Here is a 22,904-nt window from a genome sequence, read left to right on the forward strand (position 1 = left end):
TTGTCATTCGAATATTAACTCCTCAACGCTCGTACAATGAGAGATGGGACTTATTTTTCATATGAAGAATCTGATTTTAGAGGTTCATGAAGATAAGCTATTATTCGGAGGTGCAGGGTGAACATCGGCAAACCGCTTCTAACGGCATGCGTGACTGCGCTGGCGGTCACATTATTATTTACTTGGCTGCCTCATGCAGCATGGCAGCAGAAGGCCAATCGCGGCGACGTGGCTGTCTTCCGTACGACGCCTGCTGTTAGGCTTTCCAATAGCAATTTAGTTGATGTGATCATTTCTGCTCAGCTGCATGAGAGGCTGAATAAAGTGGAATGGAGCAACGGGATCCTGGCAGTTGACATGCGAGTTAGTACTAGTGAGGGAAGACCGGCTATTTGGTTCGGGGATGTAGAGAAGCTAGTGCGGGTCTCCTTCCAGCAGCTTGAGAACGTGAAGCGTATACTTATTCGAATTATTGGGGCGAATGCTGAGGGTGAAGATTTGCTTGCGGCTGTCGACGTGCGGAAAACAGACGAATGGCTGATTAGTGACATGGATCGCTTAACTCAAGCTGATCCCGTGCATGACGAGCTTTGGAGAAAGAGACTAAGAGTTAGCTTTACTTCCGCTTGGGAAGAACGATTTGGACCAGTATCGGGATTTACTGTAAAACCCTCCTCCATTTCGCAGCTATAAAAGGGATGTATGTTGCAATTTGTTGAACAAGCAAGCCTAATCATATGTTCTTTAGAATAAGTTGTGCTATAATAGTTTAGATTATTGAGCGGCGATTTGCGCTTCTCTGTTCGGAGGATTCCCCAATGAAAACATATCGTATACCTGAAATAGCTCAAAAATATGTGAAATATGACATGATTGAGGAGCATACGGCTCTTCCTGACTTAGCGAATGCAAGGCTTCGCTTGCTACATGCCTTCCTAAGCCAGCAAGCGTCGCTTAAGACACATAGTGAGCTCTATACACTCGTCGTATCTCTCGTTCAGCTAGGAATGGATACGCATGATTTAATCGATACGCACCAAGAACATCGTCCTGAGGCAGAGATGCGGTCGAGGCAGCTTAAAGTGCTGGCAGGGGACTATTTTAGTGCGACTTTTTATCAATTGCTTTCGCAAGCCGGTGAAATCGAAATGATTTCAAAAATTAGCAAAGCGGTCAGCGAGGTCAATCGACTGAAAGTTAATCTTTATGTTCGTATGAGGCAGCAGAAGGTTAGCGCAGAGGAATATTTAGGTTTATCGGTGCAGCTTCGAAGTACGTTGTTCCAAATTTTCACTGAGGTTCTGGAGGGTGAGCTTTCAAGAGTATGGCCTGGTATTCTGGACGGCATTAGTCGCTGCGAGGTTTTGGCTGATGAATTAATGCGAAGTGGCAATCCGGCTTTGTTTGATAAGAGCTGGTCCTACTGGCATATCATGCAAGCGAGTACTGATGATGAGCGCGAGCAGCTCACCCAGCGGAATTATGATCTCATATTTATTAACAGTTTGACAGAAAAATACAACGTGAGCAGCCAGCTTATGGCGAAGCTGAAGCAATCAGTTGATTCGGTGAAAACAATAGCTGACAAGCTGGAATCGGACAAGTTACTCGGGGAATTGACTAGCATCGTCGACACTCTGTTAAACGAAAAGACCGATTACACGCCAGCGCTCAATTAGACGAGGTGACTTGTAAAGGTGGATACGAACTCCAAGAGCCATGTGCATGGCTTATTTGAACGGATTGCTCCAAAGTATGATATGATGAACGATCTTATTAGCTTTGGGAGACATAAGGCATGGCGCAAGTTTACAATGAAAAAAATGGCTGTAACTAAAGGACAAACCGCACTCGATCTTTGCTGCGGCACTTGTGATTGGACAGTTTCACTTGCTAATGCAAGCGAGACAGGCAAAATCGTTGGACTTGACTTTAGTCAAAACATGCTCGATATCGGGGCTATTAAAGTCGATAAGCTGGGATTAAACAAACAAATTAAATTGGTCCAAGGAAATGCAATGAGCTTGCCTTTTGAGGATAATGCTTTTGATTACGTTACGATTGGCTTCGGTCTGCGCAATGTTCCTGACTATTTGCAGGTTCTGAAGGAAATGCACCGAGTTGTAAAGCCAGGTGGTCAAGTTGTATGTTTAGAGGTATCTAAACCAACCTGGCAACCGTTCAAAGCGATGTATGACTTTTATTTCGAACGTATATTACCGATAATTGGTAAAGTGGTAGCCAAAAGTTTTAGTGATTATAAATGGTTGCCCGAATCACTTAAAATGTTCCCCGGTCGACAGCAGCTTGCAGAGCTGTTTGAAGAAGCGGGTCTTCATCAGGTGAAGGCATATCCTCTAACCGGCGGAGTTGCTGCGCTGCATATGGGGACAAAGGAGAAGAAGTAGCAATGATTCGCAAATTACGTATTATTTTGGAAATGATTAAGTTTGAGCATACGGTTTTTGCTTTGCCGTTCGCCTTTATGGGAGCTATTCTAGGGGCGGTTATGATGGAGCAGCGTCTACCTTCATGGGGTGAAATCGGCTGGGTTACATTAGCGATGTTCGGTGCACGAAGCGCAGCAATGAGCTTGAATCGCCTGATTGATAAAGCGATCGATTTACGCAATCCAAGAACCGAGAAAAGAGCACTTCCAGCAGGCTTGCTTAAGTCAGCTGAGGTTATGCTATTTATTATTGTGTCTTTTATTTTATTGTTTATAGCTACGGCGAACTTGGCGCCAATCGCAATGAAGCTTATGCCAATCGCAGTTGCATTGCTCGTCCTTTATTCATACACAAAACGGTTCACATGGTTATGCCATCTAGTATTAGGTCTTACGATTGGTCTATCGCCGCTTGGAGGCTGGGTTGCAATCACCGGTCAGTTTGATCTGGCTGCATGGATTTTGTATATTACGGTTTCTTTGTGGATTGCAGGTTTTGATATCATCTATGCAACACAGGATTTTGAATATGACCGCAATGTTGGGCTGCACTCTATACCGGCTCGGTTTGGTATAAGTGGAGCACTTTGGATCGCTCGATCATTACACATTGTTACGGCAATTGGGTTTATTGCCTTGTTCTGGTTGACTGATCTTAGTTGGATGTATTTGCTTGGCACTTTGATCTCGATTTCTCTTTTGTTCTATCAACACTGGCTCGTTCGTCCAAATGACTTGTCGCGTGTTCAAACTGCCTTTTTTGGAATGAACGGTACGCTAAGCGTTGTGCTTTTTCTTTTTGTCATCGTTGATTTATTGGTCATTCATCAATGGTAAACGATCTTAAAAAAGAAAGTGCAACGAATTGGACGAATCGGTGGGTTGTTGGAATAACAGGTGCGAGCGGCTCAATTTATGGAATAAGACTAATTGATGTGTTACTACAGATGAACTATGAGGTTCATTTAGTCATAACAGAAGCAGGCTGGCGAGTGCTTAAGGAAGAGCTTGGCTGGGAGACATCACGCAGGCAAGCTGCTCTTGAACAACGTTTTGGCAATGCTGTTGCTGAATCAAGACTTATATTTCATCCAAATGCGGATATTGGCGCTAGTATTGCAAGCGGCTCTTACCGGGTTCAAGGAATGGTTATTGTGCCGTGCTCGATGGGGACGCTTGCGTCAATTTCGCACGGCATTTCCGATAATTTAATGACTAGAGCCGCAGATGTGATGTTGAAGGAGAACAGGAAACTGCTCATCATTCCAAGAGAAACGCCGCTACATGCAATTCATCTTGAGAACATGCTGACGCTTGCTCGACTAGGGGTAAGAATCATTCCGGCTATGCCGGCTTTTTATTACAAACCACAGACGATGGATGAAATGATAGACTTTTTGGTTGGCAAAGTACTTGATAATATGACAATCGAACATGATTTGTACAGAAGATGGGGAGATGAACAGAATGGGCATGAATCGCCCGATCACCATCGGAAGAATTGATTACGCGAATGCATGGCCGCTTTTCCATCAGTTCGAGGAGCGAATGAATGGGGCGAGCTTTGAGGTCATAAAGCGTGTACCTTCTGAATTAAACAAGATGCTAAAAACTGGTGAATTAGATATATCTGCAATATCATCATTTGCCTACGGACTAAATGCGGAAGATTATGTACTCTTGCCGGAATTATCTGTAGGCTCTATAGGAAATGTTAGATCAATCCTGTTATTTACGAAAGAACCGATTACGCGTAAACGTCCTGAACGCATTTCAGTAACAACGGCATCAGCGACTTCAGTTAATTTATTGAAAATATTGATGGCATTGCACTTTGAGTGTAATCCAGAATATGTACCAGCAGAACCCGATCTTGAGCGTATGCTGGAGACATCTGATGCTGCACTTATTATTGGAGACCCGGCTATCCATGCTTCATGGCTTGATCATGGTCTGCATGTGATTGACTTAGGACAATTGTGGAACGAATGGACGGGCCTAGGCATGACCTATGCTGTAGTTGCTGCACGTAAAGAAGCGGCAGCAGCAGCACCTGAAGAAGTACAAGCAGTATATAAAGCGTTAAATGCGAGCAAACAGTATAATAAGAATCATCTTAATCCATTAATTGAACAAGCCTGCACGCAGCTTGGAGGAGCATCGACTTACTGGGAGATGTACTTTCAATCGCTCCAATATGATTTTGGAAGCAAGCTGCAAGAAGGACTTAAATTATATTTCGATTATTCGAAGCAGCTAGGATTGCTGTCGAATGACGTGGAGCTAACTTTTTTTGAAGACCAATCTGCCCAATAGGTGAAAGAATGAAACTACTAGATTTGTATGCAAAGATGAAAGGCGACCTCAATCAGATCGAGCAGGAGCTTGAGCGCAGTGTATCGGATGATCATGTGCTGCTAGGCGAAGCTTCTCTGCACTTGCTTAGAGCCGGCGGAAAACGGATTAGACCCGTTTTTGTTCTGTTAGCGGGCAAGTTTGGCGATTATCAGCTGGATGTGATGAAGCGTGTCGCAGTCCCTCTTGAACTTATACATATGGCTTCACTTGTACATGATGACGTCATTGATGACGCTGAAACACGTCGAGGACAGCTCACTGTAAAGTCCAAGTGGGATAATCGCATTGCGATGTATACGGGCGATTTTATTCATGGCAAAGCATTATCAATCGCAGCAACGCTTCCTAATCCACAAATTCATCAAATTTTGTCCCATGCGCTCGTACAAATGTGTATCGGTGAGATGGAACAAATTCGTGATTTCTTTAATACGGAACAATCGATTCGCAATTATTTACTTCGGATAAGACGTAAGACTGCGTTATTAATTGCAATTAGCTGTCAGCTTGGCGCGGTTGCAGCGGGTACTGACCGTAAAACGGCAAATTGCTTATATCGATATGGTTATAACGTAGGTATGGCATTTCAGATTCGCGACGATTTGCTTGATCTATACGGTACCGAGAAGAAGCTAGGAAAGCCAGCCGGCTCTGATATGCGACAAGGCAATATTACTTTGCCTGTTCTTCTTGCTCTGCAGGACCCAAAAATACGTGATCCTTTGTTGAAGGAAATCGCATTGATCAGGGAACAAGGCGGCAAAAGAGATGCAGGACGAGCTATTGAAATGATCCGTAAAAGTGATGGCGGTTTGCAAGCTGATCAGCTTGCAAACCGATATATTAAAAAAGCTTTGCAAGCATTAGAGGGATTACCTAATGTGACAGCGAAGAAGAACTTGAATGATATCGCGATTATGTTTGGAAAACGTAATTACTAAATTGTGTAAATAGAAAGGGATGATTGTATATGGAAAGAACATTTCTGATGATTAAACCAGATGGCGTTCAGCGTGGCTTGATCGGCGAGATCGTTTCAAGATTTGAAAAAAAAGGACTGCAGCTGTGTGCAGCCAAATTTATGGTTTTAAGCCATGAGCTAGCAGAGCGTCATTATGAAGAACATAAGGGTAAAGTGTTCTATGAGCCTTTAATTGATTTCATAACGTCAGGCCCTGTATTTGCGATGGTATGGCAGGGCGATAATGTCATTGCATTGACACGTGCCTTAATCGGCAAGACGGATGCGATAGAAGCACATCCAGGAACAATTCGTTCGGACTTTGCCGTACATACGAATTTCAATCTTATTCACGGCTCTGACTCAGCAGCCAACGCTGAAAAAGAGATCAACATTTATTTCACTCCAGCTGAGTTGGTTCAATACGAGCATACAATTCAACGGTGGATTTAATATTCGCCCACAAGCGATGGAGGAGCCAATGCTTGAAGATCGTGATTTTGCACAGTTTATTGCTCGAATAAAGCAAAAGACCGACATTGATTTGTCACAGTATAAAGAAGCTCAAATGAAACGCAGGCTGACTACATTACGAATGAAACATGGCTATGAGACATTTGATGAGTATTGGAAAGCCATTGAGCAAAATCGCAGTATGCTGAATGAATTTTTGGATCGTATGACGATAAATGTATCCGAGTTTTGGAGGAATCCTTCCCGCTTTGAAGTTTTGCAGAAACGTTTTTTTCCTGAGATGCTTGCTTCAAGTAATCGTCTAAAGGTATGGAGCGCTGCTTGCTCAACTGGTGAGGAGCCCTACACGCTGGCTATGATTTTATCGGAGCTCGGTGCGCTTGCGCGTTCGTCATTGCTCGCAACGGATCTAGATATGAATGTGCTGCAAAAGGCAATGGAAGGCAGCTATTTAGAGCGTTCGCTGCGTGATGTTCCCGGGGTATGCCGGCAAAAATATTTTAAGCAAGCAGAAGGCGCGTATCAGATCTCGGACTCACTTAAACAATTTATTCAATTCAAGCAGCAAAATTTACTTCATGATAAGTTTGAAGGATCGTTTGACTTGATCGTATGCCGAAATGTGATGATCTATTTCACAGAAGAAGCAAAGCATCTCCTGTATCATAAATTTTCTAATTCACTTAAACCAGGCGGACTGCTGTTTGTAGGCAGTACGGAACAAATTTTCTCACCTGCACAATATGGCTTTGAGACCGCTGATACGTTTTTTTATCGCCGAGTGTAAGACGCATGTATACGGTTTTCCATCTACTCCTATACTAGTTAGTAGGTAACTGACTTGGAGGATGAAGCAACCGATGGATAAACGTAAGGTTATAGCTGCTTATAGGCGCGGTTTTATTTCTATTCAGGAATGCGCGCAAATTATCGGAGTAGACAGCGGGCAAATGACGAGACTTGTAGATGACCCATTACTTACGAGCGATGGAACCAGCATACTAAGAAAAGATCGGTTAACAGCTAATTGACTACATGCTGCCCGGGCTGGCGGAATTGTCATTCTTGATGACAATTCCGCCAGCCCTTTTTTTATGCATGGGGAGCTGTTTTTAAGGGGTTCAAATTCTTGTCAAACCGGAAAGGCTGTACTATAATGAGCAAAGATGTTTAGTGCAGTAAAGCATAGCAGGCAATTTGCTGTAAATGGACTGCTTTAGTCGTTTACACTTGAGGAGGAGCTTTAGTTGAGTTTAAGATATTTGACTGCGGGGGAGACACACGGTCCCCAATTAACCGCTATTATTGAAGGATTGCCAAGTAATTTAAAAATTGATTTTGAGGAACTGAACTTTCAGCTGCACCGTCGTCAGAAGGGCCATGGTCGTGGACGCCGGATGCAAATTGAGAAAGATACAGCAAACATTGTTGGAGGCGTACGCCACGGCAAAACGACGGGTGCTCCTGTAGCGCTTATCGTTGCTAATAACGATTGGAAGCATTGGACTTCCGTAATGAATATTGAGCCGATTGAAGGCAGCGACGAAGAGAAGCGCCGTGTTCATCGTCCGCGTCCCGGTCATGCGGATTTGAATGGCGGTCTTAAATATGATTTGAAGGATTTGCGCAACGTGCTTGAGCGCTCTAGTGCTCGTGAAACAGCAGCGCGCGTAGCTGTAGGAGCAGTAGCACGCCAATTCCTCGCGGAATTTGGCATTAAAGTAGCTGGACAAGTTATTCGTATCGGCGAAATCGAAGCACCTGCTAATCAACTTCCTGTTGATGAGTTGATCCGTTTGACAGAAGAATCTTCCGTTCGTGTCGTTGACAAGGAAACAGAACAGAAGATGACTGACTACATAGATCAAATTAAAGCAGAAGGCGACTCCATTGGCGGGATCGTAGAATGTATTATTGAAGGCGTGCCTATTGGTCTTGGCAGCCACGTGCAGTGGGACCGTAAGCTTGATGGTCGGATTGCACAAGCTGTTGTTTCCATCAATGCATTCAAAGGCTGCGAGATCGGCATCGGATTTGAAGCAGCTAAGCTACGCGGATCGCAGGTGCATGATGAGATCATGTACGAAGCAGAACGCGGTTATCATCGTGCAACAAATCGTCTCGGCGGCTTCGAAGGCGGCATGACGAACGGAGAGCAAATCGTTGTACGCGGCGTAATGAAACCGATTCCGACACTTTATAAGCCGCTTCGCAGCGTGGATATCGATACGAAAGAGCCATTTACAGCTCAAGTTGAGCGTTCTGACAGCTGTGCTGTTCCTGCGGCAAGCGTCGTAATGGAGCATGTTATGGCTTGGGAAGTTGCAAAAGCATTCCTTGAAAAATTTGGTGGCGATTCCATTGAAGAAATTCGCGCCAACCTGAACAATTATCTCGAACAGCTAGGGCGGTATTAAAAATGCGGGAACTTACAGTTGAACTTGGTGATCGCTCTTATCCTATATACATTGGGGAAGGCCTCTTGAAAGAGGCTTCCTCCTATTTCATAAAGCATGGAATTAGCCAGAAATCCCCGCTGCTTATTATTACCGATTCCAACGTAGCGGGTAATCATTTGCAAACACTTGAATCCGTGCTTTCAGGCGCAGGCTTTAAAACATCCAGTGTCGTTGTTCCAGCCGGAGAAAGCTCTAAATCGCTAGCAATGCTTGAGACGCTTGTCGCTAAAGCGTTAGAGGAGGGGCTTGACCGCAAGTCAGCAATCGTTGCGCTTGGCGGCGGCGTAGTTGGAGATCTTGCTGGTTTCGTAGCTGCATCTTATATGCGGGGCATTAAATTCGTTCAGGTTCCAACTACGATCTTGGCACATGATAGCAGCGTAGGCGGTAAAGTAGCCGTCAATCATCCGCTTGCCAAAAATATTATCGGCGCTTTCCATCAGCCAGAGCTGGTTTTGTATGATTTGCAAACGTTGCAAACTCTTCCACCTAGGGAAGTTAGCGCCGGTTTGTCAGAAGTGATCAAGCACGGACTGATTTGGGATGAATCCTTTGTTGATTGGTGTGAAGAGAATGCCGACAAGCTGCTCTCGCTGGATGCAGATGCACTCGGTTACGCTTTGTATAAGGGCTGCAGCGTAAAAGCGGCAGTCGTATCAAAGGATGAGCGTGAAAATGATCTAAGAGCGATCTTAAATCTGGGTCATACGATTGGTCATGCTCTGGAAGCAGTAGCCGGCTACGGTGAGCTGCTGCATGGTGAAGCTATTTCGATCGGCATGATTGGATCGGCTAAGCTTGGCATGCGATATGGCGCTCCTGAAGAGATATATACCGTTACGAAGCGCGTTCTCGCAAAAGCTGGGCTGCCTGTAAGGCTGCCTGAGCATTTGGACGTAGACAAGATTATGGATGCGATGATGCATGACAAGAAATTTGCTGAGGGTACGATGGTTTTTGTAGTGCCAACAGCAATTGGCAAAGTAGAGATTAAATCCGATGTACGTATTGAATGGGTACGTGAAATCGTAGAGCAATTAAAGCAGGAGGTGCAACAATAATGAGTGTTAGAGGAATTCGCGGTGCGATTACTGTAGAAGCTAATGAAGAACAGCCCATTTTGAATGCAACGATTGAGATGTTGAATGGAATCGTAGCAGATAACGAAATCGTGCCAGACGATATTTGCAGCGTATTCGTGACCGTTACGAGCGATCTCGATGAGACGTTCCCTGCTCGAGCGATTCGCCAAATGAAGGGTTGGGAGCTTGTTCCGCTCATGTGCGCGCTTGAAGTACCGGTGAAAGGCAGTCTAGAGCGCTGCATTAGATTGATGGTACTTATAAACACGGACAAAACCCAAGCAGAGATTCGTCATGTTTATTTAAATGGCGCGCAAGCGCTTCGTCCGGACTTGTCTAAAGCTTAATTTTCTTGCTTAGCTCATATGGAATAAAATCCCTTTGTTGACGCATAGCTGTACGTTGTTGTATATTTAGTTACGTAAGTGAGAGTAGCAGAGCCGTTTTTATGAGCTGAGCCTAGATGAGTCGAGATTAGTTGAGAGTAGAGCAGAGTAAGGCAATGAGTGATACGTGGCTTTAAGAAAGAGCTGAATGATCTATTGTGCGCTAGCACTATGGATTGTAAAAGTGCTGTTTCAACGTATCTATAATTGCGTCTTTTCCGCTTACACACTTCCGTCATCATCTAAACCAACGCTCCTGCTCTGGCAGGAGCTTTTTTTGTTTTTAACTATAGAGTTTTTAACTACTAAGGGAGGTTGTTCGGGATGTCAAATGAGCTGCAGCACGTTACCCGTCTTGCCAGTCAGTACAATTTAATACCAATCGTTCGTTATATGATGGCGGACACAGAAACACCAATTCGATTATTCCAGCATTTTGCGAAAGAGAATCATGCGTTTTTGCTGGAGAGTGTCGAGGGCGGTGCGAAATGGGCTCGTTATTCATTTATTGGTACGGATCCATTCATGATGCTATACGGCAAAAATGGCGAGATGGTGCTTGAGCATAACGGAGTGAAGCAAGTGCTTAATGATAAGCCGATTGAACTTCTAAAAGCTCACCTGCGTTCCTTCCGCAGCCCGTCGCTTCCAGAGCTTCCTCCCTTCACAGGCGGTGCAATCGGGTTTTTTGGCTATGATCTTCTGCAATACTATGAGAAGCTTCCTGCACACCGCATTGATGACTTGAATATGAATGATATGCAGTTTATGTTCTGCGATCAAGTTATCGTGTTTGACCATTTCAAGCAGCAGCTGCAAATTGTAGGAAATGTTCATATCGCTGAGGGTTCTACGGATTCGGAGATCGCGAATAGCTACGCTGCAGCGGTTGCCAAAATTGAAGCAACGATTGATCGGCTGCAGCAGCCAGTCACGATTCCTGTAACGACCGGCGGCTCAATTGAAGTTGATTATGAGCTGGGGGATATTCAATCGAATGTAACCAAAGAACAGTTCATGTCTAATATTGAACAAGCTAAGGATTATATCCGCGCCGGCGACATTTTTCAAGTCGTACTGTCGCAGCGCTTTAATATTGATACAGATATCGATCCATTGCATGTATACAGGGTGCTTCGTACGATGAATCCTTCTCCATATATGTATTACTTGAAGATGGGTGAAGAAGTCATTGTCGGAACATCCCCGGAGGCGCTGGTGAAAGTAAATGGCGACCGCGTCGAGACGAGACCAATTGCAGGAACTCGGCCGCGTGGTAAAACTCCAGAAGAAGATAAAGCACTTGAACTTGAGCTGCTTGCAGACGAGAAGGAACGCGCAGAACATTTGATGCTGGTTGATCTTGGACGCAATGATATTGGTCGTGTGTCAGAGTTCGGATCGGTAAAGTGTGACTCATTTATGGAGATCGAGAGATATTCACACGTCATGCATATCGTATCGAACGTTTCTGGAAAGCTTCATAAGGATAATGATTTCTTCGATGCTTTCGTGTCATGTCTGCCTGCGGGTACCGTTTCGGGTGCACCTAAGCTCAGAGCAATGGAAATTATTGCGGAGCTGGAGAATGAAGCACGAGGCGCCTATGCAGGCGCTATCGGTTATCTAGGTTTTGGTGGTTCGATGGATACTTGCATTACGATCCGAACGATTATTTTCAAGCACGGCAAAGCTTATGTCCAAGCAGGAGCTGGCATCGTATGGGATTCTGTTCCTGAGAGCGAATATATGGAAACCGTAAATAAGGCAAAAGGCATGCTTAAGGCGATTCGTACTGCGGAAGCGCTCTTCGCAAAGCCGAAAAATACGGCGGACAGCTTTAATTCTATTAATATGGATTATTACGTCAAGGCCGGAGAGGGGCTTGGTCAATAATGCAGGCAACCGAGGCGATAACGATGCAGCAAGCATTGGGTCAACTGATTGGCGGCGCAAGCTTATCGAGGGAACAAGCGAGCAGAGTCATGAATATTATCATGAGCGGAGAAGCAACTGACGCACAAATCGCTGGTGTAGTAACCGCGTTACGGATGAAGGGCGAGACGACGGATGAAATCACTGGCTTCGCTGAAGCGATGCGTGCACATTCGAGTCACCTCCACACGGAGCAAGAGGGCTTGCTTGATACCTGTGGAACTGGCGGATCGGGTATTCATAAATTCAATATCTCAACCGCATCTTCGATTATCGCTGCGGCTGCCGGCATTCGAGTTGCCAAGCACGGCAACCGTGCGATGTCTGGAAAAACGGGCAGTGCTGATGTACTAGAGGCACTGGGTGTGCAAATTACGATTACACCTGAGCAAGCAGCACAATGCTTAGAGAATATCGGCATTTGTTTTATGTTCGCACAGTTGTACCATCCGTCACTTCGACATGCTTCGGTTCCACGCCGTGAGCTGGGTATTCGGACGATCTTCAACATGCTTGGTCCGCTTACTAATCCAGCTGGGGCGGATAGGCAGCTCCTTGGTCTGTATGACCGTTCTCGGACTTCAACTGTTGCTGAAGTGCTAGGTGAGCTTGGCTTGAAGCGGGCTATGGTAGTAAGCAGCCATGATGGTCTAGATGAAATAAGTATCTCCGCACCGACACAAATTTCTGAGCTGCTTGACGGCAGCGTCAGAACCTATGATATAACGCCGGAGGAACTAGGATTAACTCGCTGGCCGATAGCTGAAGTAATGGGCGGGGAGCCTGAAGTGAATGCAGCACTTATTCGTTCGATTTTCTCAGGAGAGCAGCGCGGTGCATATCGTGATATCGTGATTGCGAATGCAGGAGCATGTATTTATGTAGGCGGAAAGGCACCGTCACTTCGCGAAGGCGCAGAGATGGCAGCGAGGGTTATCGATTCTGGAGAGGCGCAGCGCAAGCTCGTTAGCCTTATTCATACGACAGGAGAGTTTGCAAATGTTTCTGGATAAAATTGTAGCAACAAAACGAACTGAGGTTGAAGAGCTCGCTGCTCGATTTGATCTTGCAGCAGTGGAGAAGCAGATCGCTGCTCTTGAGGCTTGCCGTGGATTTGAGCATGCATTATCAGCAGCCGGTCGCAACCGGAGTATGGGACTCATTGCTGAGGTGAAGAAAGCATCACCCTCCAAAGGATTGATTCGCGAAGAATTCGAACCAACCTCACTTGCGGCAGCTTATGAAGCTTCCGGCGCAGATTGTATTTCTGTCTTGACGGATCGCGATTATTTCCAAGGTTCTAATGCATTTCTTCAAGCGGTTAAAGAAACAGTTAAGGTTCCGCTATTAAGAAAAGATTTTACAATTGACTATCGTCAAATTTATGAGGCTAGATTAATCGGAGCCGATGCAATTCTGCTAATTGCTGCTATTATGACCCCATCGCAGCTTGGCGAGTTTCATGATCTTGCGAAATCGATCGGTTTGGATGTTCTTGTAGAGGTGCATAACCAAGAAGAGCTGGAAGGCGTTCTAGAGCTGGATAAAGCAACGCTGATCGGCATTAATAACCGTGATTTGAAATCATTCGTCACGGATTTGAAAACGACCGAGAATTTGATCGGCTTGATGCCGGAAAATGTGACAGTCATTAGTGAAAGCGGCATTGCAGGAAACAGTGACATGGATTATTTGCAGTCTATTGGGGCGCATGGCGTGTTAATCGGTGAGTATTTTATGCGTCATGAGCAAGTTGGCCAAGCCGTTAACGATTTAATGGGCCCGGTAACCGTTCGATGATGCAGAGGCCGCGTATCAAAATATGCGGGCTGATGGATGTTCAAACGATTCAGCAAATGGATGGTTTACCCATTCACGAGATCGGCTTCGTATTTGCTCCAAGTAAGCGGCTTGTAGACAAAACGACGGCATCGCAGCTAATTAAAGCAGTCTCTCACTTAAAGGCAGCTGGCGGTGAGCGACCTAGAACGGTTGGTGTTTTCGTGGACGAAACGTTTGCGAATTTACAGGATCTTTTGACAGAAGCGCCTTTAGACGTAGTTCAACTGCATGGTCATGAAACGGCAGAGTTTTGCCAGAAAGTACGTGAGCAGCTGAATGTTCAAGTATGGAAAGTGTTTTCTATGAAGAAGAATGACGAAGGAGACACTCCAATATCTGCTCTAGAGCGGTTATCACCGTTTCAAGAAGCTGTGGATGCCGTGCTGATCGACGCACCTGGTGGAGGTACCGGCCAAACCTTTGATTGGGATGCCATTAAAGAATATAATCAAGCAGCTGATGAGCTTGGTATGACGCTTTATGTTGCAGGCGGACTTCATGCTGAGAACGTGCAAGAGCTGCTAAGGACATATGCTCCGAGCGGAATTGATGTATCAAGCGGTGTTGAAACGGATGGACGCAAGGATATTGATAAAATTCGATTATTTGTAAGAAGGGTGATGGAATCATGACACAAGTACCAGATGAGAATGGACGTTTTGGTAAGTTTGGCGGCCGATATGTGCCGGAAACGTTAATGACCGCGTTGTTAGAGCTAGAGGAAGCTTACGCACACTATTCCAAGGACCAAACGTTTCAAGATGAGGTTCGTTATTTATTGCATAAATATTCGGGTCGTCCGACTTCGTTGTATTATGCAGAGCGACTAAGCGAGCATCTTGGCGGCGCCAAAATTTACTTAAAACGTGAAGACCTTAACCATACAGGTGCACATAAAATCAACAATACGATTGGCCAAGGCGTGCTTGCCAAGCGGATGGGAAAATCAAAAATAATAGCAGAAACAGGCGCTGGACAGCATGGCGTAGCCTCTGCAACGATTGCTGCTTTGCTTGGGCTTGAATGCAAAGTATTTATGGGCGAGGAGGACATGAAACGTCAACAGCTTAATGTTTTCCGTATGCAGCTTCTTGGCTCTGAAGTTGTGCCTGTAGTGTCAGGGACGAGAACGCTTAAGGATGCTTGTAATGAAACGCTTCGTTACTGGGTCAGCCATGTAGAGGATACGTATTACATCTTGGGTTCCGTTACCGGTCCACATCCATATCCGATGATGGTTCGTGATTTCCAACGCATTATCGGCGACGAGGCTCGCCAGCAAATATTGACTGAAGAAGGCAGATTGCCGGATTATATCGTAGCAGCTGTTGGCGGAGGCAGCAACGCAATGGGTATTTTCTACCCGTTCGTCAATGATGACAGCGTGAAGCTGCTTGGCGTCGAGGCTGCTGGTCGCGGTGTAGACACTATCGAACATGCAGCTACAATGACCAAAGGACGTCATGGCATATTCCAAGGCTCTATGAGCTACGTACTGCAGGATGAGCATGGACAGGTTCAGCCTGCGCATTCGATATCTGCGGGGCTTGATTATCCTGGTATTGGTCCTGAGCATTCTTACTTAAAGGATTCCGGACGCGCTGAATATGTACCCGTTACCGATGCTGAGGCACTTGACGCACTACAGCTGCTGTCACGCACGGAAGGTATTATTCCAGCTCTTGAATCTGCTCATGCGATCGCACAGACGATTAAGCTTGCACCTACACTTGGCAAAGACAAAGTGGTTGTTGTCAGCTTATCGGGTCGCGGAGACAAAGATGTAGAAGCCATTATGGGTTATTTGGGGGTAAATAAGCATGAATCTCATTGATACAGCATTTGCCAGACTGAAGTCTGAAGGCAAAACAGCGCTCATTCCTTTCGTTACGATGGGTGACCCTGACCTCGCGACATCTGTTGCGATTATCCAAACCTTGGAGAAAGCGGGCGCCGACATGATTGAGCTTGGCGTTCCTTATTCCGATCCACTAGCAGATGGCCCAGTTATTCAACGTGCTTCTGAGCGAGCATTGCTTCATAGCAGCATTACATTAAGGGATTGTATTGAAATAGCTGAGCAAGCGCGTGAAGCGGGTGTCAAAATTCCGTTTATATTGTTTACTTACTACAATCCGGTGTTTCAATTTGGGCTTGAAGCGTTCTTTGAACTTGTTCAGAGCAAAGGAATCAGCGGTCTAATTATTCCGGACTTGCCGATCGAAGAGGATGAGGAAGTTAGACAGATGGCAGAAGCGGCAAATGTTCATCTAATTCCGCTTGTAGCTCCAACCTCGAAAGATCGTGTCACTCGTATTTCACGCAAAGCAAGAGGTTTTGTTTACTGCGTTTCATCTCTTGGTGTAACTGGCGTGCGAGCAGATTTCCATTCCGGCATTAATGAGTTTCTTTCCATGGTTCGCGAGGCGACCGATTTGCCGATCGCAGTTGGCTTTGGTATTTCTAACCGCGAGCAGGTTGCTCGCTTCGAGGAGCAGTGTGACGGTGTAATCGTCGGCAGCGCGATTGTACGGACGATCGAAGACGCGATTCCATTGCTGAATGACGCAAGCACGCGTGAGGCTGGTCTGAAGCAAATCGGAGATTTTGTGGCACAGCTTAAAGGGTAGATGTGTTCTTTTGTGAGGAAGGCACTTATGTATTGCAGAAGGCTCCCTAGACTTGTTCTAGGAGAGCTTTTTTGTTTTTCCTGGATAGAGGGGGAGGGAGTTGGCACAGAAAAGTTGTCTAGTGTCCTCTTGTGTAAGTAACGCTGAGTTACTGGTGTTAGTTCAGCTCAATTTCAGTTAATTTTGAATGAAGAGCGTAATAATAAATGGGGACGATTTAAGCCTGATCCAAATTGCGTTGGTCAAACTTAAATCACAAATTCGATATAATCTTTAACAATTGACTAATCTTGTGTTAAAAAAACTTTAAAACCTAACACAGATATGAGACAATGGATGTCGAGTAATGAGACTAGTCAATTATAAAAGAGGTGAACGGCTCATGCAGCCCAAAAGTAATATCGTCCACCTTCCCGTCTATCAACCCGGCAAGCCGGTTGAAGATGTTAAGAGGGAGCTAGGGTTAAAAGAAGTGATTAAACTTGCATCTAATGAAAATCCGTTTGGCTGCTCTGAACAAGCAAAAGCAGCTGCAATTGAAGAAATATTAAATTCAAATATTTATCCAGATGGCGCGAGTGTTGAATTGACAGCAGCATTAGCGAACGAACTGGGCGTAGAGAGCAATCAAATTATTTTTGGCACAGGTTCCAGCGAAATTATTCTCATGATTAACCGTGCGTTCATCGTTCCCGGGGACGAAACGATTATGGCAGATGAAACATTCCCGCAATACAAGCATAATGCAGAAATCGAGAATGCAACGATCGTTGAGGTTCCTCTAAAAGAGGGCAAACATGATTTGCCTGCAATGCTGGCTAAAATTAACACACGTACTAAGATCATTTGGATTTGCAATCCGAACAATCCAACTGGAACCATTGTGACACTTGAAGAGTTATCTGCTTTTCTGAAGCAAGTTCCTGAAAATGTACTCGTCGTGCTTGATGAAGCTTATGGCGAATATATTAATGATCCGCAATTCCCAGACGGCGTAAAGCTGCTAAGCGAGTATCGTAATTTGATCGTACTTCGTACCTTCTCGAAAATTTATGGTTTAGCTGCATTACGGATTGGCTTTGGCGTTGGGCATCCTGACGTTATTCGTTTTACGAATCAGGTACGTGAGCCATTCAATACATCACGAGCAGCGCAAGCAGCGGCGAAAGCGGCACTTGCGGACAAAGAGTTCATCACATTCTGCCGTGACCAAAATAAACAAGGTCTGACTTATTTATCCGAGCAGTTTGATCGCTTAGGTCTAACTTACTTCCCAGCGTACGGAAATTTCATTATGGTAGATGTGAAGCGTCCATCTCCTGAAGTATTCGACGGCTTACTGAGAAGAGGGATTATTTCAAGATCTCGCTGGACTTATTATCCGAATCATATTCGGATTACGATTGGTACGAGTGAGCAGAATGAAAAATTCATTACAGCGTTAGAACAGGTTCTGCAGGAAGCGGCGGTGCAAGGATAAAGTTATGACGACAGTAGCGATTTTTGGAGTGGGGCTGATCGGAGGATCGATCGCCCTTTGTTTTAAAGGTAAACCAGATATTACGGTAATAGGGCATTCGAATCGTCCCTCGCAGGTAGAGAAGTATGTGCAGCGCGGTGTGGTCGATTATGCAACGACGTCTATGCAAGAAGCGGCTGAGCAAGCCGATTTTATTTTTGTATGCGTCCCTGTCGGCAATATCGAGGAGTATATGGAGAAGCTAAGCAAGTATCAATTAAAGCCTGGCTGTATTATTACTGATGCTGGGAGTACGAAGGCTTCTGTGATGGCATGTGCGAAATCTCTTGATTTTGGACCGGCTTCATTCATTGGCGGACATCCTATGGCAGGCTCAGAGCGCACAGGTGTTGAAGCAGCGTCTTCACATTTGTACGAGAACGCCTACTATGTACTTACTCCGGAAGAAAACACGCCAGAGGAAGATGTTGAGCGTTTAGTCGAGCTACTCAGTCATACAAAGGCGAATATCGTAAGAGTTGATGCGAAAGAGCATGATGAGATTGCTGGTGCCATTAGTCATTTGCCGCATATCATTGCCGTTTCGCTTGTGAATCAGGTTCGTGGATATAACGAAAATAATGATCTATATGAATCGCTTGCAGCAGGGGGCTTCCGCGATATTACGCGTATTGCATCAAGTGATTCGATTATTTGGCGTGATATATTGATTAATAATCGCAAGGTTATGCTTGAGCTGCTGCGCGATTGGAGCAAGCAAACGGAGAAATTTGTGACGATGCTGGAGAGCTCAGACGCCGATGGGATTGCAGTGGCATTTGAAACAGCAGGTCAGTTCCGCAGCAAAATGCCAGAGCGCCGCAAGGGCATGATTCATTCTGCTTTTGACTGTTACGTGGACATTCCGGATCATCCGGGTATAATCGGCAAAATTACGAGTGAGCTCGGGAACAGTCTCATCAACTTGAGCAACATTCATATTATCGAGAGCAGAGAGGACGTGCCGGGCGTTCTAAGACTTTCTTTCCGGAGCCAAGAGTATTTGGATCAAGCAGTTGTGCTGCTTACTTCTAAAGGATATGACGTTCACCTTTAATCGGGTGTACGTCTTTTTTTGTTGATAAAACATTAACAGTTGTTTCAAAAGAAAAATGAAAGCGCTTGTTGACAAATTGGAAGCGTATACATATAATAAAGGTACAGTATGGTTTCTCTCCACTCCTATCCAAATCCTATAGTGCTCATCATGAGTACGGGCCACCCTTCGGGGTGGTTTTTTTTTGAAAATAGTTCCTCATTATTTTTATAAGATGATTTTGTGTATTTAATCTCTTGTATTTCACCCCATCCAAAGAGAACTTGTATAGTTTTGTTTGGAATTATTTTTTCTATAATAAGTTCTGTCATGACACGTTTATCTCGTGGGTCTAGACCGATTTCAAATGCGATTGCAAGTTCACTAAGAAGGTCAATAAAATATCCATGCTTATTATTAGTTTTTGGAATAGGCTCTTTTCAAGTTTTCTATTAATTTCTTTTTGCCTATTCGCGTACCGTTTCATTAAATCATTATAATGTTGCTCACTGAGTTTTTTATGAATATAGAAATCATCAAAAACATCCTGAATTACCATTACCTTGGAGCAAAGGCGAAATAACTATTTTTCAATTCGTATCTTTTTTCCTTGTTTTAAAAGCTGGAGGCAAAGAACAACCGCTAAAATCAACGTAGTACTATGTAACAAGAACATTAACACACCTGGGAGATATGACATGTTCAGGATTACTACCAACATCCATAAACTAAACGGGGGGAACTGAATGACAGCGATTAGCACAACACAAAAAAAACCAATAGATATAAAACTCTCACTAATTCGTAAAAAACTTAGTGCCAAGGCAATGATACCAAGTAAGAGCGAAATTGGGTACCATATATTAACTGCTCTACTCTCAGAACCGATCTCTGAACCTAAGAACTGCATTATTTCAATACCAATTGCTTCTTTTACTGGAGAAAGATAAAAGAAGGTTGCTATGAGTGAACAAATACCTATAGAAACCATTTTCCACCTAATGAGAATCACTCCTTTTCTTTGATTATATATAATATAAACTGAAAAAAGGAGGGATCTCCCTCCCATTCTCAGTTTATTTTGTATGTTCCAACTTCCAGTAGACCCCCTGTGGGCTATGATCGCTCGAAGCAATATCAACTAGACCGGTAAAATTTGCTTATAATCAAATTTTCTATTGATTGCTCACAATGGGGTATGTCACACTATAGAAGTGTAATTGTATTTCAACTTTTTCCAGCGAAAGGAGATGTTTGTAATGACTGCTTATATGGTATTGGTGGTTTTAGCTTAACCGAATATCTGGCATAGTGAATTCCAATCTTTGATCATAGCTTGGAATGAGAGCAACCGGGAATATCACCCGTACTTTTTGCTATGCCGTAAACAGTAACCTTTCGTGAATACTGCTGTTAGCGGGATACGATGAAGGTCGTATCCCTTTTTGATTATAAGCCGACTTTTGGCTTTTCGCCGCGAAACAGTAGCTTCTTAGGAGGCTGCTTGTTCGCGGTATTTTTATGCCCAAAAACAACATTAATTTTTAGGAGAGGATCGGTTCAATGATTGATTTGAAACAATACGGCTATATCGAAGCCGAAACACCGACGATAGGTTTAATACCCGGAAGGGTTACGGAACTTCAGCGAGAGCAATATACCGTCATCACCGAACAAGGAGAAGTGACGGCTGTTTTGAAGGGCGCGTTCTACCACACTGCGGGGACTCGGGAGGATTTTCCGTGCGTTGGCGATTTTGTATTTCTACAATACAACGAAAACGGCGCTTCACGCATTGCCAAATTGCTGCCTCGCCGCTCGAAATTTTCCCGCGCTGACTATTCGGGACACGCAGCAGGGTATGTCAAAACCATACTGGAGCAAGTCGTAGCAACGAATTTTAATTATGTATTTATCGTGTCGTCCCTAAACTGGGATTTCAAGGTCAGCCGCATCATGCGCTACCTGACACAGACACGGCAGAGCGGCGGCCAGCCTATCATAATCTTAACAAAAGCTGACTTGGCCCCGGATTTCAGCGCTCCGTTAGCTGAGATTCAGAAAACCGCTCCTGATGTGCCGGTACACGCAGTTTCCAGTCACACCGGGAGTGGTTTAGACGGGTTGTGTGAATATCTGCAACCTGGAAAAACCGTGGTATTCCTCGGCATGTCCGGCGTGGGAAAATCCTCACTGCTAAACGCCTTGATGAATCAGGAAGTGATGACTGTCAATGTTATCCGCGAGGCCGACAGCCGGGGCCGGCACACAACAACGCATCGCCAGCTTTTCATGCTCACTTCCGGCGCGATGGTTATTGATACGCCGGGTATGCGTGAACTTGGGCTGTTCGGTGCGGACGATGGGATCAGCGCGGGATTTAACGATGTGGAAGAATTATTCACACAGTGTCGCTTCAATGACTGCCACCATCAGACAGAACCGGGCTGCGCAGTTCTTGCCGCCCTTGCCGGTGGATCATTGGCGCCAGAGCATTGGGAGCGTTACCTTGTACAGAAGCGGGAAAACAAGTTTGTGGATGATAAATCGGGGTATCTCATGGATAAACGGGCGTGGCAAAAGTCGATTGCCATGCGACATAAGGGTAAAAACGGAGGAAACAAGAAATGAACAACAATGATGAAAGGTTTGTAAAGCCTGAAACACTGGCGCTTGTTTTGAGTAAAATGCTCGACAAGACGATAATCCGCGCAGATTATCAACTCAAAGAGTTGCAAGGCGGGACAATAGGAGATGTCCGGCTTGTAACAGGTAAAGTTGAAACTTCCGATGGTGAAAATCTGCCGTATAAGGTGGTTTGGAAAACACAGAAAAAATTTGAGCGTTATGGTGATCCGGATTCATGGCGAAGGGAATACGACCTCTATGCATCGGATTTCAAAACGGTTTTCTTCGATTCGTTCCGTTGTCCGGAGTGTTATCACGCCGAAATAAATGGCGATGAGATTCAACTGTGGATGGAATATATTGATGGTGTGTCAGGCTTAAATCTGACCTCGGAAATGTATGAACGTATAGCTGAGGAATTGGGGCGATTTCAAGGCAAGCTGTACACTGAACGACCAAACGTATTGCAGAATCTGTCCAATTTAAGCAAGGTTGAGTTTATGAAAAACTACTATCTGCGGTATCGGTCATGGAATGTTTTGTATGATTACATACGCTCCAATGACTGCGAAATTCCGAAGCACCTGTGTAATATGCTCATAGACATAGATAACAATGCGGACGAAATATTCAGTCGTATTGAAAAGCTACCAATAGTGCTTTGCCACAGAGATTTTTGGGTGGCAAACATATTCTATTCGGACAATAAAATCGTACTTATCGATTGGGATACCGCCGGATGGGGGTATATGGGCGAGGATATCGCGAGTTTAATAACGGATGAAGCGGACGTCTGTCATATGATTGAATACTACCAAAAATGCATTCCGGCGTATTACAGGGGTTTTTCGGAATATGCGGACGTGTCCCATATCTCCGATCATTGTATCTATGAACTAATTCTTGCTATGTTCGGATACAGGCTTGTGGAGTGGTATAAATTCGCTGAGTCGCCCGAAGATAAATCAATGCACCTTAATACCTTGCAAAAAATCCATGAGATGAGAAATATGTAGAAGAATATAACTATTGAGAAAATAAAGGGTTGGACTTCCGCAATGTTGAAAGCCAACCCTTTATTTTATAACAAGTAACGTATCGCTGATAAAAGCATCAAAATAGCAATTCCGAAACAAAGCCGCATT

General features: G+C 44.7%; 25 protein-coding genes. 24 read left to right on the forward strand and 1 reads right to left on the reverse strand.

Annotation, left to right across the window (positions count from 1 at the left end):
• Positions 1 to 117 precede the first annotated feature (117 nt).
• The 21 genes from AC0YN6_RS13205 to AC0YN6_RS13305 all read left to right on the forward strand — a co-directional run bounded on the left by AC0YN6_RS13205 (position 118) and on the right by AC0YN6_RS13305 (position 19,152).
• Positions 118 to 693 (forward strand): hypothetical protein, encoded by a 576-nt coding sequence (locus AC0YN6_RS13205; RefSeq protein ID WP_475747307.1) that lies wholly within the window; start codon positions 118 to 120, stop codon positions 691 to 693.
• 125 nt (positions 694 to 818) lie between these two features.
• Positions 819 to 1,679 carry a heptaprenyl diphosphate synthase component 1 gene (locus AC0YN6_RS13210; RefSeq protein WP_475747309.1) on the forward strand — a complete coding sequence of 287 codons (861 nt, stop codon included), beginning with the start codon at positions 819 to 821 and terminating at the stop codon, positions 1,677 to 1,679.
• An 18-nt stretch (positions 1,680 to 1,697) separates the two neighbouring features.
• Entirely contained in the window at positions 1,698 to 2,408 is a 711-nt protein-coding gene (locus AC0YN6_RS13215) for a demethylmenaquinone methyltransferase (protein WP_475747311.1), read from the forward strand.
• A gap of 2 nt (positions 2,409 to 2,410) precedes the next feature.
• Positions 2,411 to 3,286 carry a UbiA-like polyprenyltransferase gene (locus tag AC0YN6_RS13220; protein WP_475747313.1) on the forward strand — a complete coding sequence of 292 codons (876 nt, stop codon included), beginning with the start codon at positions 2,411 to 2,413 and terminating at the stop codon, positions 3,284 to 3,286.
• Entirely contained in the window at positions 3,280 to 3,954 is a 675-nt protein-coding gene (locus AC0YN6_RS13225; protein WP_475747315.1) for a UbiX family flavin prenyltransferase, read from the forward strand. The genes AC0YN6_RS13220 and AC0YN6_RS13225 overlap by 7 nt, the downstream gene beginning before the upstream one ends.
• Entirely contained in the window at positions 3,917 to 4,765 is an 849-nt protein-coding gene (locus tag AC0YN6_RS13230) for a menaquinone biosynthetic enzyme MqnA/MqnD family protein (RefSeq protein ID WP_475747317.1), read from the forward strand. The genes AC0YN6_RS13225 and AC0YN6_RS13230 overlap by 38 nt, the downstream gene beginning before the upstream one ends.
• 8 nt (positions 4,766 to 4,773) lie before the next feature.
• Entirely contained in the window at positions 4,774 to 5,748 is a 975-nt protein-coding gene (locus AC0YN6_RS13235; RefSeq protein WP_475747319.1) for a polyprenyl synthetase family protein, read from the forward strand.
• Between the two features lie 29 nt (positions 5,749 to 5,777).
• On the forward strand, positions 5,778 to 6,221 hold the full coding sequence (ndk, locus tag AC0YN6_RS13240; RefSeq protein WP_475747321.1) for a nucleoside-diphosphate kinase: 444 nt from the start codon (positions 5,778 to 5,780) through the stop codon (positions 6,219 to 6,221).
• A 28-nt stretch (positions 6,222 to 6,249) separates the two neighbouring features.
• The gene (locus AC0YN6_RS13245) at positions 6,250 to 7,029 is read left to right on the forward strand and encodes a CheR family methyltransferase (RefSeq protein ID WP_475747323.1); all 780 of its coding nucleotides are present in this window, start codon (positions 6,250 to 6,252) and stop codon (positions 7,027 to 7,029) included.
• Between the two features lie 73 nt (positions 7,030 to 7,102).
• Complete coding sequence (locus tag AC0YN6_RS13250) at positions 7,103 to 7,273, forward strand: hypothetical protein (protein ID WP_475747325.1); 171 nt, start codon at positions 7,103 to 7,105, stop codon at positions 7,271 to 7,273.
• Between the two features lie 216 nt (positions 7,274 to 7,489).
• Positions 7,490 to 8,659: a chorismate synthase gene (gene aroC, locus AC0YN6_RS13255; protein ID WP_475747327.1), complete on the forward strand. Its 1,170-nt coding sequence runs from the start codon at positions 7,490 to 7,492 to the stop codon at positions 8,657 to 8,659.
• A gap of 2 nt (positions 8,660 to 8,661) precedes the next feature.
• Complete coding sequence (aroB, locus tag AC0YN6_RS13260) at positions 8,662 to 9,762, forward strand: 3-dehydroquinate synthase (RefSeq protein WP_475747329.1); 1,101 nt, start codon at positions 8,662 to 8,664, stop codon at positions 9,760 to 9,762.
• Positions 9,762 to 10,130 carry a chorismate mutase gene (gene aroH / locus AC0YN6_RS13265; protein WP_054024380.1) on the forward strand — a complete coding sequence of 123 codons (369 nt, stop codon included), beginning with the start codon at positions 9,762 to 9,764 and terminating at the stop codon, positions 10,128 to 10,130. The genes aroB and aroH overlap by 1 nt, the downstream gene beginning before the upstream one ends.
• A gap of 363 nt (positions 10,131 to 10,493) precedes the next feature.
• Positions 10,494 to 12,065 carry an anthranilate synthase component I gene (gene trpE / locus AC0YN6_RS13270; RefSeq protein ID WP_475747332.1) on the forward strand — a complete coding sequence of 524 codons (1,572 nt, stop codon included), beginning with the start codon at positions 10,494 to 10,496 and terminating at the stop codon, positions 12,063 to 12,065.
• A complete protein-coding gene (gene trpD / locus AC0YN6_RS13275; RefSeq protein WP_475747334.1) occupies positions 12,065 to 13,117 on the forward strand; it encodes an anthranilate phosphoribosyltransferase in 1,053 nt (350 codons plus the stop codon). Before trpE ends, trpD begins: the two co-directional genes overlap by 1 nt.
• Positions 13,104 to 13,904, forward strand: a complete 801-nt coding sequence (gene trpC / locus AC0YN6_RS13280) for an indole-3-glycerol phosphate synthase TrpC (RefSeq protein ID WP_475747336.1) — start codon at positions 13,104 to 13,106, stop codon at positions 13,902 to 13,904. Before trpD ends, trpC begins: the two co-directional genes overlap by 14 nt.
• Entirely contained in the window at positions 13,901 to 14,578 is a 678-nt protein-coding gene (locus AC0YN6_RS13285; protein ID WP_475747338.1) for a phosphoribosylanthranilate isomerase, read from the forward strand. The genes trpC and AC0YN6_RS13285 overlap by 4 nt, the downstream gene beginning before the upstream one ends.
• A complete protein-coding gene (gene trpB / locus AC0YN6_RS13290) occupies positions 14,575 to 15,780 on the forward strand; it encodes a tryptophan synthase subunit beta (RefSeq protein WP_475747340.1) in 1,206 nt (401 codons plus the stop codon). Before AC0YN6_RS13285 ends, trpB begins: the two co-directional genes overlap by 4 nt.
• Positions 15,767 to 16,576, forward strand: coding sequence for a tryptophan synthase subunit alpha (gene trpA, locus AC0YN6_RS13295; RefSeq protein WP_475747342.1), 810 nt, complete (start codon positions 15,767 to 15,769; stop codon positions 16,574 to 16,576). Before trpB ends, trpA begins: the two co-directional genes overlap by 14 nt.
• Before the next feature lie 382 nt (positions 16,577 to 16,958).
• On the forward strand, positions 16,959 to 18,056 hold the full coding sequence (gene hisC / locus AC0YN6_RS13300; protein WP_475747344.1) for a histidinol-phosphate transaminase: 1,098 nt from the start codon (positions 16,959 to 16,961) through the stop codon (positions 18,054 to 18,056).
• Between the two features lie 4 nt (positions 18,057 to 18,060).
• Positions 18,061 to 19,152, forward strand: a complete 1,092-nt coding sequence (locus tag AC0YN6_RS13305) for a prephenate dehydrogenase (RefSeq protein WP_475747346.1) — start codon at positions 18,061 to 18,063, stop codon at positions 19,150 to 19,152.
• A 125-nt stretch (positions 19,153 to 19,277) separates the two neighbouring features.
• On the opposite strand, the gene AC0YN6_RS13310 is transcribed toward AC0YN6_RS13305, so the two are convergent.
• Positions 19,278 to 19,463, reverse strand: coding sequence for a hypothetical protein (locus tag AC0YN6_RS13310; RefSeq protein ID WP_475747348.1), 186 nt, complete (start codon positions 19,461 to 19,463; stop codon positions 19,278 to 19,280).
• Positions 19,464 to 19,877: 414 nt separating this feature from the next.
• Here AC0YN6_RS13310 and AC0YN6_RS13315 point away from each other — a divergent pair, with 414 nt between their 5' ends.
• From AC0YN6_RS13315 to AC0YN6_RS13325, 3 genes are all read left to right on the forward strand, one after another.
• Positions 19,878 to 20,081 (forward strand): hypothetical protein, encoded by a 204-nt coding sequence (locus tag AC0YN6_RS13315; protein WP_475747350.1) that lies wholly within the window; start codon positions 19,878 to 19,880, stop codon positions 20,079 to 20,081.
• 613 nt (positions 20,082 to 20,694) lie between these two features.
• Positions 20,695 to 21,762 carry a ribosome small subunit-dependent GTPase A gene (rsgA, locus tag AC0YN6_RS13320; protein ID WP_475747352.1) on the forward strand — a complete coding sequence of 356 codons (1,068 nt, stop codon included), beginning with the start codon at positions 20,695 to 20,697 and terminating at the stop codon, positions 21,760 to 21,762.
• On the forward strand, positions 21,759 to 22,775 hold the full coding sequence (locus tag AC0YN6_RS13325) for an aminoglycoside phosphotransferase family protein (RefSeq protein WP_475747354.1): 1,017 nt from the start codon (positions 21,759 to 21,761) through the stop codon (positions 22,773 to 22,775). Before rsgA ends, AC0YN6_RS13325 begins: the two co-directional genes overlap by 4 nt.
• The last annotated feature ends 129 nt before the right edge of the window (positions 22,776 to 22,904 follow it).

The organism is Paenibacillus sp. J22P15, assembly GCF_056269345.1.